The 13013-nt window shown below is 31.7% G+C and carries 10 protein-coding genes and 5 pseudogenes; 8 read left to right on the top strand and 7 right to left on the bottom strand.

Annotated features, from left to right (window positions below; translation table 11 throughout):
* Nucleotides 1-345: 345 nt before the first annotated feature.
* On the bottom strand, nt 346-558 hold the full coding sequence (locus RBB48_RS28360; protein ID WP_097892084.1) for a hypothetical protein: 213 nt from the start codon (nt 556-558) through the stop codon (nt 346-348).
* Between the two features lie 288 nt (nt 559-846).
* Nucleotides 847-1104 carry a hypothetical protein gene (locus RBB48_RS28355; protein ID WP_098649088.1) on the bottom strand — a complete coding sequence of 86 codons (258 nt, stop codon included), beginning with the start codon at nt 1102-1104 and terminating at the stop codon, nt 847-849.
* 1548 nt (nt 1105-2652) lie between these two features.
* Here RBB48_RS28355 and ltrA point away from each other — a divergent pair.
* Nucleotides 2653-4436 (top strand): annotated as a pseudogene (gene ltrA / locus RBB48_RS28350) (group II intron reverse transcriptase/maturase).
* 184 nt (nt 4437-4620) lie between these two features.
* Here the strand turns inward: ltrA and RBB48_RS28345 are convergent.
* Both RBB48_RS28345 and RBB48_RS28340 read right to left on the bottom strand, forming a co-directional pair.
* On the bottom strand, nt 4621-5076 hold the full coding sequence (locus tag RBB48_RS28345) for a MarR family winged helix-turn-helix transcriptional regulator (RefSeq protein ID WP_306008530.1): 456 nt from the start codon (nt 5074-5076) through the stop codon (nt 4621-4623).
* 479 nt (nt 5077-5555) lie between these two features.
* The gene (locus RBB48_RS28340) at nt 5556-5840 is read right to left on the bottom strand and encodes a DUF4183 domain-containing protein (RefSeq protein ID WP_001123250.1); all 285 of its coding nucleotides are present in this window, start codon (nt 5838-5840) and stop codon (nt 5556-5558) included.
* Between the two features lie 209 nt (nt 5841-6049).
* Between RBB48_RS28340 and RBB48_RS28335 the strand changes: the two genes are divergently transcribed.
* Nucleotides 6050-6220: a hypothetical protein gene (locus tag RBB48_RS28335; protein WP_306008529.1), complete on the top strand. Its 171-nt coding sequence runs from the start codon at nt 6050-6052 to the stop codon at nt 6218-6220.
* 203 nt (nt 6221-6423) lie between these two features.
* Nucleotides 6424-6738: a hypothetical protein gene (locus tag RBB48_RS28330; protein WP_306008528.1), complete on the top strand. Its 315-nt coding sequence runs from the start codon at nt 6424-6426 to the stop codon at nt 6736-6738.
* Between the two features lie 78 nt (nt 6739-6816).
* Here the strand turns inward: RBB48_RS28330 and RBB48_RS28325 are convergent, their stop codons facing one another.
* Nucleotides 6817-7029: a hypothetical protein gene (locus tag RBB48_RS28325; protein ID WP_306008527.1), complete on the bottom strand. Its 213-nt coding sequence runs from the start codon at nt 7027-7029 to the stop codon at nt 6817-6819.
* Between the two features lie 87 nt (nt 7030-7116).
* Between RBB48_RS28325 and RBB48_RS28320 the strand changes: the two are divergent.
* Both RBB48_RS28320 and RBB48_RS28315 read left to right on the top strand, forming a co-directional pair.
* A pseudogene (locus RBB48_RS28320) lies at nt 7117-7224 on the top strand (cell division protein FtsK); the annotation flags it as partial.
* A gap of 385 nt (nt 7225-7609) precedes the next feature.
* A complete protein-coding gene (locus tag RBB48_RS28315) occupies nt 7610-7834 on the top strand; it encodes a hypothetical protein (protein WP_088062870.1) in 225 nt (74 codons plus the stop codon).
* 574 nt (nt 7835-8408) lie between these two features.
* On the opposite strand, the pseudogene RBB48_RS28310 reads toward RBB48_RS28315, so the two are convergent.
* Nucleotides 8409-8595, bottom strand: a pseudogene (locus tag RBB48_RS28310) (hypothetical protein).
* A 773-nt stretch (nt 8596-9368) separates the two neighbouring features.
* Nucleotides 9369-9819, bottom strand: a pseudogene (locus RBB48_RS28305) (exosporium protein D).
* A 235-nt stretch (nt 9820-10054) separates the two neighbouring features.
* Between RBB48_RS28305 and RBB48_RS28300 the strand changes: the two are divergent.
* The 3 genes and pseudogenes from RBB48_RS28300 to RBB48_RS28290 all read left to right on the top strand — a co-directional run bounded on the left by RBB48_RS28300 (nt 10055) and on the right by RBB48_RS28290 (nt 13007).
* A complete protein-coding gene (locus RBB48_RS28300) occupies nt 10055-10501 on the top strand; it encodes a hypothetical protein (RefSeq protein ID WP_016089889.1) in 447 nt (148 codons plus the stop codon).
* A 174-nt stretch (nt 10502-10675) separates the two neighbouring features.
* Nucleotides 10676-12019: a patatin-like phospholipase family protein gene (locus tag RBB48_RS28295; protein ID WP_306008526.1), complete on the top strand. Its 1344-nt coding sequence runs from the start codon at nt 10676-10678 to the stop codon at nt 12017-12019.
* Between the two features lie 546 nt (nt 12020-12565).
* Nucleotides 12566-13007: pseudogene (locus RBB48_RS28290) on the top strand (ArpU family phage packaging/lysis transcriptional regulator).
* Nucleotides 13008-13013 lie beyond the last annotated feature (6 nt).

The raw sequence follows: 13013 nt of genomic DNA, 5'->3' as shown, positions 1-13013 counted from the left end.
GAGTGCTTTCTCCTTGTTTATAATAAATATATGAAATTAATTAGCTAATTAGTAAAACAAAAGAGAAAAACAATGAGTAAATATAACAATAAGAAAGTTAAACTAGACGGTCATGTGTTTGATAGCAAAGAGTAAGTCTTTTAATTACTCTTTGTTTATATAGTAAAAGATTGTTAACGAAAATCCAAGGCTCTTTATATTGAGAAATAAAGAAGAATTATTATAAAGAAACTCATCTTTTTTCGTAAATAAAAGAGCAGCAAGCAAAAGCTAACTGCTCAATACAAAGAAAACTACTTCAAATGAGTTATGACATACAGCCTATATACAGTATTGACGGAAATTTTATTTTAAATCCAATTTACTTAAAGTAAATATCCCTACAGATATAATGGCTGCGCCTACTGCAGAACCTATCCAGTCTCTCAAGCTTAATGTATTTAAAGGTGTATCTGTTAGATCTATAATTAAAAAGATAGCAAAAATTAATATACCGAATGCTAAGCCTCCCCAAAATGTTTGTAACGATTTAATAATCTTCTGTCGGAATTTGTTCATATAAATCATCCTTACTAATACTTTTAATTTTCATAAATAAATTATTGCATGTATGAAAATTGAAAGTACGAAATATGTACTATTGCATACTAAAACTCAAAAAAATAATCCATTCAAAAGTAAATAGATTGAATGGAGGGGAACCGTATCGTATGAATCAAAAGGAAATTAGTATTATGTATGATCGTAGCTTTACTTATGTTGGAAAGCTTAAAAAGAAGTGGGAAAGTGAGGAGAAACGGAAAGGACCGACTGATATGAGAGAAATAAAAAATACTAGGATTTTTCCTAGCATTCAATGTAATTAGTGTTTACTACGATTTTAATATTCTCTGGTGGAATGATATCTTGAATTTTTTCTTTTAAATCTACTTGAACCATTTCTTCAAGATGCTCAAGTGAAACTTCAAAGTTTATACATTCCGCAGTTTCGATGTTTAATAAAGAATAATTTTCATTCCTTTTAACAACAAGATATTGTGATTGATCTGTTATTAATATACAACCTTGTTGAATTCCTAATTTACGATTATCTTCAAAAGTCATAAATAAATCTCCTAACATTTTTCTGATAGGAATTGTACTACATAAAAATGTTAGTGTCTAGTCGGCCTTATGTAAGAACTGAAGCCAAACAAAATTCTTATTGTATAAAAAATAAAAGAACCCGTTTGTTAAAAACGGATTCTTGCCTTAAGGTGTGCAAGGAATACAAGGTAACTGGCCTAGGGAAACCTGTAGAATTCCTTGTGATAATACTGTATGCAAAGGAATCAATAAGGTTAATGAAATCTAAACAAAATCCTTATTTAGACATAGAAAAGAGCACAATATATGTGCTCTTAGACAAGAAAGATAGATTCCTATGAGCGGAGAGTCTCCATACAATAAAATATGCTTGTCCAGTTAAAAGGTGAGAAGTATTTTTTGAAACCAACAATAAATGAATAGAGCGCCTTGGAAGAAAGACACCCTAGGGGTGAATGTACTGTAACGACTATTCGGTTTAGTATATGGAATTTATTCAAGGTTCAAGACGATTTTGGTAAAAGAAAAAATGAAAAAGAGCGCATTTTTATATACACTCTTAGTAAGATAGGCGAATGTCTCATAAAATACAAATCTAAAAAGTTGTAATCAGATTTTTATGAGTTAATTTTTTATATTGTATGCCTTACTTGGAGTTATGGAGCATGTCATTAAAGAAAAGAGGCAAGTGGGAATTTTAATGAAATCGTTATTTAAATAAAAGAAACCCCGTTTGTCTGCGGGGTTCCTAAGGGTAATTGTCAAGTAATGACGTACTCGACTAAATAACCATATCATGAATTTTTTGGTAATAATACTGGTAAATGTGTCCAAATATATGATTGTTAATTTGAATAAAAACGCTATTTGTGCGACACGTTTCCCTATAAGTGTGTAAACACGAAATGGGAGGGTTATCAATTTTGATGGCAACAACGGATTGACCGAAAGTAGGAATGAAAGCCGTCAGGTTGAGCTGAAACCACTTATCTGATACTCCTACATGCAAGGCGTGATAGTAGTCACAAGTTGTATGAAGCTAGGTGAAGTCGACTGAACAAAACCTAAGTGAGAAATCATATGGTAATGGATAGGTCGGGGTGCTACAAAATATCTAAGGTGAGAATGTCCTAACGGACTGGCAAACTTGCGAATGTACGGGTCTAAACGTTTAATATATCAGAAATGTATATGTCGTTAATGACGACGTTACCTACCGAAAAGTAAGATTAAATAGTATGAAATTCGGAACATCTAACGATGAGGATGTAAAGATAACAGGCTTAAAGCAAGCACCTAAGGATATATGTATAGCTAGGTCAATCGGAACGTGGTAAGCAAGAAACTGTCATCAACGTCTACTAACGGACAGATGCATATAAGGTTCGAACGAACCGAAATTGCTTCATTCTTGTGAAGGTGGGGACACAGTACCGAGGAAGCATGTAACGAATGTGGAGGGATAGTCCCTAGTCTTGTTCTTTGAAAACTAAATTAACTAGATGTAACTCACAGGATCGAGTAAGATGATGGGACTTTTCGTAAAAAAGGGGAATTAATACATCGGTGAGTACAACATTACGACATGCAGAATATTACAATATTCAAAAAGTGTTTGATGATTTATATCAACGTAGTGAAAACAATGCTACTAAAGGGATAAATTTGTATCAGCACATCATATCAAAAGAAAATATTCTACTGGCATATAGAAATATAAAGGCTAACACTGGTTCAAAAACTGAAGGAACAGATGGTTCACAATCGACCATTATAAAATGGAAAAGGTAGATTCTTTCGTTGATAATATAAGAAAAACTTTCGAACACTATAAACCAAATACGGTACGCAGGGTGGAGATACCTAAATCAAATGGGAAGAAACGCCCGTTAGGAATCCCTACAATGAGAGATAGATTGATTCAACAAATGTTCAAGCAGGTTCTAGAACCAATATGCGAAGTAAAATTCTATAAACATTCATATGGATTCAGACCTAATAGGTCAACACACCATGCAATGGCTAGGTGTCAATACTTGATAAACAGAGGTAGATTTAACCACGTAGTTGACATTGATATACAGGGTTTCTTTGACAACGTAAACCATTCCAAACTATTGAAACAACTATACAACATAGGGATAACTGATAAAAGAGTTCTGAAAATCATCTTGAAAATGTTAAAAGCACCAATTAAAGGAAAAGGAATTCCTACAAAAGGAACTCCGCAAGGAGGGATTCTAAGTCCATTACTTAGTAATGTTGTATTAAATGATTTAGATTGGTGGATATCTAGTCAGTGGGAGAATATTAAAACAAGAAAACCATATACAACAAAAAACAAAAATCCACTGTTGATAAAAGCGAAATTGAAGAAAATGCACATAGTTAGATATGCAGATGACTTTAAAATCTTTACCAACAATCATCAATCGGCAACTAAAATATTCTATGCAGTGGAAAGGTATCTCAAAAATCAATTAAATCTTAATATATCTAATGAAAAATCAACTATAACCAACTTAAAAAGAAAATCTTCGGATTTTCTAGGGTTCTCTATCAAATCTGTTAAAAAGCGCAAAAGATATGTGGCAAACACACATGTGAGCGAGAAAAAGAAAAAGGATATCCTTGAAAAAGCAAAAACAAGAATTAAAGCAATTCAAAAGAGTCCATCAGGTAAAACAGTACAGGATTATAACTCTTATGTGCTTGGTATTAAAAACTATTACAAGATTGTAACACACGTGAATATAGCCTTTCGTCTCTCGAAAACCTTATTTAATCGTCTAAAATCAATAGGGAAATATGAAATTCCTATCAACGCTAATAGACTATATAAAAGATTACACAGAAACAATTATAGAACCTTTGAAATAGCAGGTAACCATGTATATCCACTAGCAGACATACAAACACGGTTCCCTCAAAGTTTTAGTAAAGACATGTGTAACTATACTAGAGAAGGAAGACAAAAACTCATCGAAAGCCTAAAAGGTAACATTGCCAATGAAATACAAAAAATGTTGCTATCCTCCAATAAAGGACAGAGCATGAAGTATGCAGATAACAGAATATCGAGGTATTCCATGCAAAATGGTAAATGCGCTGTCAACGGAATTTTCTTAATAGCCGAGGATGTGCACTGTCATCATAACATACCGAGAGGTATGGGAGGTACTGACGAGTTTAATAACCTAATTATTGTCCATGAATTTGTCCATAGACTGATACACGCAACAAATGAAGAGACGATTAAAACATATATGAGAATACTTCAATTGAGCGATAATCAGCTGAAGAAAATAAACAAACTTCGTAAAGTTTTTAATCTAGTTACTTTAGTATAAAAGAATAAGATGGGGCGCTGTATGCGATGAAAGTCGCACGTACAGTGTTAAGCGGGGGAAAAGATGGAGATAACTTCAAAGTCTTACCTATCGCAACTAAATAAAAGAACAGCTAGTGAAATCTAACTGCTCAGTTCTTTGAAAAATAAGAATTAGAATTTGTTTTATTAATGTTTTACATCAATCAACGAAATTGCTTTATAGAGGTTAATAAACTTTTATGAATACGCAATAATGTTTGAACATCGTCTTCTTGAAGCTGCTGTAATGCTAGGGACATCGCTTTGTAGGAAGTAGAGTTTTCAATGGATTTTTTCGATGCCTCTTGTCCTTTGGGTGTTACTTTTAATTTTATTTCTCTACGATCTTCATCTGATTGTTTTCGTTCGATGAACTCTAGATTAACTAAATCATCTACATTTACACTCACTGTACTTTTAGGAACTGAAAGACGTTCTGAAATCTCCTTAAGAGTGATATTAGGAATTGCATAAATTGTATTTAAAATACCCATTTGTTGTACTGTTAATCCTAAACTGGAGGCGTTTTGATGTGTGAACTTTATAATTTCTTTGTTTATTGCTACAAATGACTGGACAACTTCTCCTGCTTGTTTGAAACTTTGATTTTTTAAACTCATAATACTCATCCCTTTTCTTTTTTAATTTAGAAAAGAAATCAATATACGTTATTAATAGAAAGCTTAATAAAAATTTCATTTTGTATTAATTTGAAACATCAAAAAGAGCACTAAATAAAGTGCTCTTTAAGGGAAAAGTGAGATATTGAAAAGTAAATTAGTTTTTTGCTTCGAGATAATATATGAACATTTCATCATAATGTGACGATGAATCACAAAAGAGCAGCTAGCAAAAGCTAATTGCTTTTATAAGAAAATCGTAGAAACATAACCATGTGTCTACAGTATTGACCGTATATTAAGTTTTATTCTAGCAAACCTAAAAAGAGCACTGTATAAGTGCTCTTTTTAAGAGTGAGTATAAATACCAATCATCCTGTACTAGTATATGCACTGTATCATGTAGTTGATACTAAAATTAACTTCATTTTTTAAAATTAGAGGTTTCTTTTAATGAAACCTCTAAAAAATTACTAAATTTACGTTATTGTAAATTCGATTGCGATAGGAGTTCCTCCATCTAGGACAGCGCCTCCTACAATAGTAGCAGCTGTAGTAGTCACACCAGTAATAGTATCACCTGTTTGAATAACGCCATTAATATAAAGCGTTAAAAAAGCATAAGAAGCAGGGAAGGTTGTTACAGCACCAGTGTCATCAGTGAAGTCTGTGTTAGCAAAAGTTAAATCTGCTCCAGCGACAGTCCCTGTTGCTGCAGTACTTACAAATCGTCTTCCAGCTATAAAGGGTTTAACGATAGGCATTTATGTTCACCTCTTTTTGAGAATAAACTCAGACAAGTTTTTTGAAAGTCTTGTCCTGTATTTTATTCTATGTTGTGCTTCTTTTAAAAGATACGGCTTGTATACTAGTAAAAAAGTATAATTATTATGTGTTTAATAGATGCTGTATAAATTTAAACAAAATAATTCGTTTATAAGTAAGTAGATTGAACGGAGGGGAACCGTATCGTATGAATTACTCTTCTAGAAATATAAATGAGAAGGAAATACGTCCTTTCGTGATAGAGGTATTACGTGATTACCGGCTGTTAAAAGTAAAATTCCAAAACATACAGGAGCGGAGTTACTATTTCTGGAACTTAGGAAAAGTACAAATGATGAAATTAGATATAGAAGATTAAAATGTGCATTTGAAGAAGTTTTGGATGAGGAAGAGCAACGGGCTTTACAAGCGAAATGCATGAGAAGACGTTATTAAAAAAGAATATAGTAAATACCCTGATTTTAAAGATTGGAACAAATAAAAGTAGCGAATCAGCTGCGTTTTTATTTTATAAAAAATTAACTTTAAACATTTCTTATAGTTACGAATATTTATGTAAATATGGGAAACAGATTTGATTCTTGGAATGAGGGGATCGATATGGATATAACACATATTATGGCGAGAATAGTGGTGAATGGGAAAGATCTTCCGTTTACTTCAGTTAGAACTTCTGCGTGGATTAATGGACCTGCGAACGATTTAATTGTTACAACTAAGCAAAGAGTAAATGAACTTTATCGGTTTATGTGGTCACGTGTGCCAGTAATGCTAACAATGTATTTCCTTCAGGGTGCTGACGTGATGAGATTTGCTAGGGTTGCTGGAGTTGATGAAAGTGTAACGGGAGAATATATATATCATTTTATTTGGTGATAAGACAAACTTTAAGTAGCCTAACAGCTGCTTTTTTATTTTGAATAGAAAAAAGGAACCTGTAATGGCTCCTTTTCATCATGCTATCTTGTATTTATTAATTTTTTGCTTAACATCCATAAAAGCTAGTAGTGCTGCAATAGCGCAAACACCTTTAAACCAAAGAAATTCAGAAGAAAATAGTCCGCCAAAGAAAGCAACCGAGTGTACAAAACAAGTAATACCAAATAACCAAAGCATGAATTTTAATTCCTTTGAGGAATACTTATAGTTTTTAAATCTTTCCCACATATGTATCAACTCCTATTGTTATGAGGTCCTGTAGTTTTTCTTTTTAAAATCGCGCATGTTGAGGATAAAGAATAAAAGGAAGATAAAAGCTGCGATACCATTAATCCAGATCATGCTCATTTTTATGTAATTGATTTAAAAGAAGAGGAATTGGAATTTAGTGAATATAAGAAACTAAGACAAATAGAAGATATATATAAATGCTAACACTTATATAGAATAGACAAAAATTATCGCTGATATGTCGTCTTTGAAAATAGCCTTAATCAGTTAAATCATACTTATACGAAATCCTCATAAAAACAGTTTATAGCATTACGTATTATTCAGTTGAGAGACCTTCAATTCAAATAGGACGCAAGTTAAGTGGATTAAAATTAAAGCAACAAATCAATGGTATTAATGATAAAGCTGGATAAAATCAAGTTTTATGTATTTAAAGAGGGGAAACTGTCTCTTTTTTATTTTTAACAAAATACGGATTTTGTATGGAATTTCCTGCAATGAATTCACCAAGAATAAGGTTGTCTCATATCATGTAAAGATTGCTTTATTACGATTATAAAAGGGTGTGAACGTATTGGAAGATGTTTATGTAAAAATTGACAATTTAAAAGCAGAACAAAAAGAAATTATGCGAGATATTCGTAATTTAGAAACTCGCACAACAATTAATGAGAAGGACATAGCTACAATTAATAAGCAATTAGAAAAGATTAGCCTGAATACAACTTGGATTCTACGAATTATTATTAGCGCAATCACTATGTCGGTTTTGGGTTTAATATTAAAAGGCATGATTTAAAATTTAAAAATACAAGTACTTATGGAGAGGGGGACAAGTGTCTCTCTTTATTTTTATCGTTTTAGCCAAGAGGGTTCCTTTAGAACATGGCATGGGTGATCTTTACGATTGAATAGGAGACATTAGTCATTGCTTATCGATGGTAAAGTCGACGTATATCATTTAAAAGGAAACCTATGCAATAATGAAAATATCAAATTTTTTAATTCAATCATTTCAATTTCGCAAGTGTATTCTTAATCTTCCACATATCGGTGGGGTATCTTTGTATAATCTGATCGTATCTCTAAATCACAACTTTTACCTCATTATCATCGAGTTAAAGTTTTAAAATGCTCCAAAATGAAAAATACGCTATTCTTTTTGTAGAATCATAGGAATGGTTGGCGTATGTTTCATTTTGTTTTGCTAACTTGATTTTGATGTGACGTAATCGTAAGTATTTAAAAATTTAAAAAGCCCCTCAATCATGTTATAGGGACCTTAATCACGCAAATGATCTGTAAATCAATTTATCTTTGATATACAGATCATTTGTATGATAATATTTATAAAAAATTGCTAAACCATGGAATTACATAAATGCTTTTAGAAGTTCTTGAATTAATGGTATTGCTCCACCTATAAATTTTAAAACTGCCATTGCGATTTCCATATTATTCGCTCCTCTGTTTTTGTATTAAGATGTGTTGAATCTTTATAACCTTATTATAGTAAGCGCTTACATTTATAACAATACATTTTTGTATGCAATATTGCATATTTATAAGTTTAGACAAAAATTATATCTCTACTAGTCATTCTTTAATGGTACCATACGGAGGTGAGAGTCTTTAAGGGTTCGCCATAATAGGAGGAAATATGGAAAGAGTACAAGTGATTTACAGTAATCTGAAAATTAAAAGTTGGGCTAAACAGGTATTAGCTGTAGGAGGAATATTAGGGTTCTGCTACTTGGTGTTATATGTTTTTAGTTTCTTAGTTGTTATGTAAAAATTATATAACTAAACTAGTAGAGTCTTGCCTTGATAGGTAAGGCTCTTTTGTTGTATCTGTGATGAGCAAAATACATACAAAACCTCTCAAGTTTATCAGGTACTATGTATGGTGCCTTATTTCTCTATATTTTAGAACACTAATTCCTATCATTGAAAGTAAATAAACTTCTATTTAAAAGTACTCATTTATATTGAAAACACAATTTTATTGATAAAAAATGCGTTTTTATTAGATACATCTTAAAAAGACAAGTATAAGTTATATTACGTTTTGGTGAAATTTTTTTATCTGTGAAAAGGATTTAAATCTTACAAATAGATTTGATCCCTTTCTGTATATCGTAATTCCTATATTACCATATAAATATAATATACTGAAAATGATTTAAAAGCAAGAATATTAGTAGGGGTCCGCCACATGTCCATCAACTTAAGATTTTAATGTATGTGAAGTCTTTATTTCATAACAAGAGAAAAAGAGCACTTTGTATAAGTGCCCTTTAGAAAATAGCATAAGATAATTACTACATACTTAATCAACTGTAATATTTATCGCAAGAGTTGCTTTCACTATTACAACAAATACAGAATGTTTTTTCAACGAATATACTAACACCACCATTTTCGTTAGTTGCATTTGTGAAAATAAGACTTTTAAAATCTTCTACTTGAAATATTCTAGTATCAAGTGCCTCCAAAGTAACAGTAATTGGTCTAGAAGAATTCCTTGTCACAATGGTTACTGTAACAGGAGGGAGACCACCAATAACAAAAAATTGAAGTAATGCTTTATTATGGTTGTTAGTGAAATCTTCAAATGCAGTGATTGTTGAGTTAGGGGGAACAAAAAAGTAGTATATTTCCATTTAAATTAATCCCAGTACCAGATATCGTATGTGTTGCAATGGAGCAAGAAGCTTTTTGCTGTTCAGAATCCGACCGTTTTTTATAACATTTTTTACTATCATTGTAAAAGTAATCAGCCATCTTTATCTTACTCTCCTTTTCGAGGTATCGATATATTCTATTTATCAAAAAGGAAAAGTGCTTGTACAAAAATATGAAATCCGCTCTATAAAGATGAATGAAAACGCTGTTTTAAAAGGTATTCTTTGAATTTCTATTTATACTAATATAAATGAAAAATGAATAAACTTGATATAACATACAAAAGATTGTTCAAGAAAGAGCAATATCTATAATAAAATTTGGAGGTAGAATTATGATTGAAAATTTAAAAAGACATCCTCATTATGGTCACACTTTAGCTGACCATCCTATGGAGCATCATCGTCATCCATTATCACATCACGGTCCTATTGTTCATGTTAAAGGAATCATAAAACAAGTGGAAGAAGATGATACAAACCCTCAAGGGGGTACTCATCAACATATTATAGTTGATCAAGTAGAACTTATTGATGCTCATGGGTTACCAGAATCATTAACCATCGATACCATAGTATTTTGTGCAATTCGTTATGGGGATAATTTAGGAATACCAAATCGTATCCCGGATTTAGAAGAGGGAGAAGAAATTGAATTACAAGGTGAGTATTTAGATAAAACTACTGCGACTCCAAGCGAAGGTAATCCAGGGTATGCGGTAATACACTTTACTCATCGCCCTGTAGGATTTATTAAGTATCATGGGAAAGAGTACAGATAGAGATTTGAATATCAGAAAAAAACAAAACTAATTTCCAATTTGTTGAATGGAATGTATCACATGTAAGTGATACATTCCATGAATTACTTTATTACTAATAAGTATTTTATATTTAAACGTTTTGCATAACTTTACTCGAACTTTATGGGTGGAAGAGTTAAGGAGGAATCATAGATGAAGAAGGAATTGAAATTAGCGTTTTCTGGAGGTGGGTTTAGAGCGACTTTTTATGCATTAGGGGGATATAAACGTTTAGTTGAATGCAAGCTAGATCATTGTGTAAATAGTATTAGTTCTGTTTCAGGTGGCAGCATTACTGCCGCCGCTATTATGCTTGCATTGCATAAAGGTGGATCATTCCGTAATGTAAATGATTTTGAAGAACGCGTAGTGAATCCATTGGTAAAGTTAGGACAAATAGATCTTCGTACCAAGTTACTCACGAATTCGTTTACAAAACAAGCATTATCTTTCAAGTCTATTCGTGAAAAATGCAGCAAAGCCTTTCCTACAATGTTAGATAAATATTTATGTGAAGGGGTAAGAATGAAGGAATTAGAAAATTCCTTTATAAAATGGTACTGTAATACAACTTGTTTAGATACGATGAGGATGTTTTATTTTTCCAATCAAGAAATATATGGAACACTTATTGGAAAATCAAATGATTTTGATGATATTACAGTTTCTTATGCTGTTGCGACCTCAGCTGCTTTTCCAGTTTTATTCGCACCTATATCACTATCATTAGAGGGAAGAAATTTTAGTGATCCAGAAAATAGAATGCAGGGGAATCCTTTGTTGAAATTTGACACACTTTGGTTTTCTGATGGAGGAGTATTTGATAATATCGGGACTGAGCCGATATTAATATCAGATGGTGAGAACAAAAACAGTAGCTCCTCTTCAAATACAAAACATAGAAAGGAGCCTATGAAATTTATTCCTGATCCAGACGCAGGTATTGATGAAATTTACCTTGTTTTAGACGCTTCTGCATCTGAAAAATTTTGGAAAGAAGATGAAATACCTTCACATTTTGAATTAACTAAACGGATTTTAGATACATCTAATAGTCAAATTGTAGTTTTAAGGAGAAGATTATTAAAAACCTTAGATTCCAAAATATACCCAGGATTGCAACTTATTCTTAGTAAACCTATTCAATCTTTATTCGAAAAAAATAATAATCCTTTTTATAATGATAAAACTCCTTTACCTGATTATAAATTACCAAATCGTTCTAAGGATGTTGAAAGTCTGTTAGCTGGTCTTCGCACTGATTTAGACAGCTTTCATGATAGTGAGATTAATACTTTAATGCGTGCGGGCGAAATAAGAATGGATATCGCGTTAAGGTCGTTATTACCTGAGTACATGGAGAATATAAATACCGTGCCTATTCCTGTATTTCCTTCGGAAGATATGGATGATTTAGAAAAAATATTACGCCGAGGTGGAAAACATAGATTTACGGGAGGATTTTTTGAGAATTTACATGATGTAGATAAATTTTAAAATATTGAAAATGTTTTGTGTAATTTTTATTTTGTTTAAAAATACTAATAATATTCATACGCTTGTAGTTTGAAATTATCAAATGGGGAATTTAAAAAAATAAATTAAAATAGTCAAAATGAGAATTAGCTAAATCAAACAATAGATAAAACTGAATATTATGTTGATAAAAGAAAATCATAGTTGTCATGCATGAGTGATAAAGTTAATCAAAAGAAATTAATAAATTTTAGAAGAGGGATTTTAAAGGGATATTATATAGTCCTACTAGAAAACTAGAGGACATCAATTCATTAAAGCAGCAATGAAAGTTGTTTTAGGAATAGGTGTTCTTTTTATTTTGAAAAGAGAGATGGGAAAATGAAGGTACTAAGAGATCAGTTACGTGAGTGAAAAAGCAATCCAAGAAAAGAAAGAAGAAAAAACAAAAAGAAAAATTAAGTACTCGTGAAATTGGGGGGAATGAGGATGCAAAGTCCTTATTATGAACGTAGACGCGAAGCGTTAAGACAAAAGTGATTTTAAAATAAAAAGGAGTGCTTTTACATGATTAAACAATTATCTTTCTTACCAAAAATCGATAGAGCAGCAACGCAAGAGAAGTTAGAGGGTGTTCTTATATAAACAGTTAGGAATGATTTGTAAGGAAATGAAAGTCACTCCTCCTTATGAAAGGAGAGAACATGGCCCTATACATAATGTTGGAAAGGCTTTGGAGGATATAGCGATTGCTAATTTGCAACAAAGTGAGCATGAAGAGTGGCTGGAGTTAATGTCATTTTGTATTGATTAGTTTTTAAGCCGCTTAGATCATGGCTGTACTGGTAAGATACAGAGGGAGATTATTAATAAGCGTTATTTAGAAGAATCTGTATGTGATTATATGGTCTATAGCGAAATTGGAATGGCTGAACGTATTTATCATCGTTGGAAGTTAAGAGCAATTTCTAATTTAGCTTTTGCTCTTAAATTAGAAATTAAGAAGTAATTGATT

Source organism: Bacillus sp. MMSF_3353, from assembly GCF_030733445.1.
GTDB classification, from domain to species: domain Bacteria; phylum Bacillota; class Bacilli; order Bacillales; family Bacillaceae_G; genus Bacillus_A; species Bacillus_A wiedmannii.
This window is presented reverse-complemented; position numbering and strand designations above follow the sequence as displayed.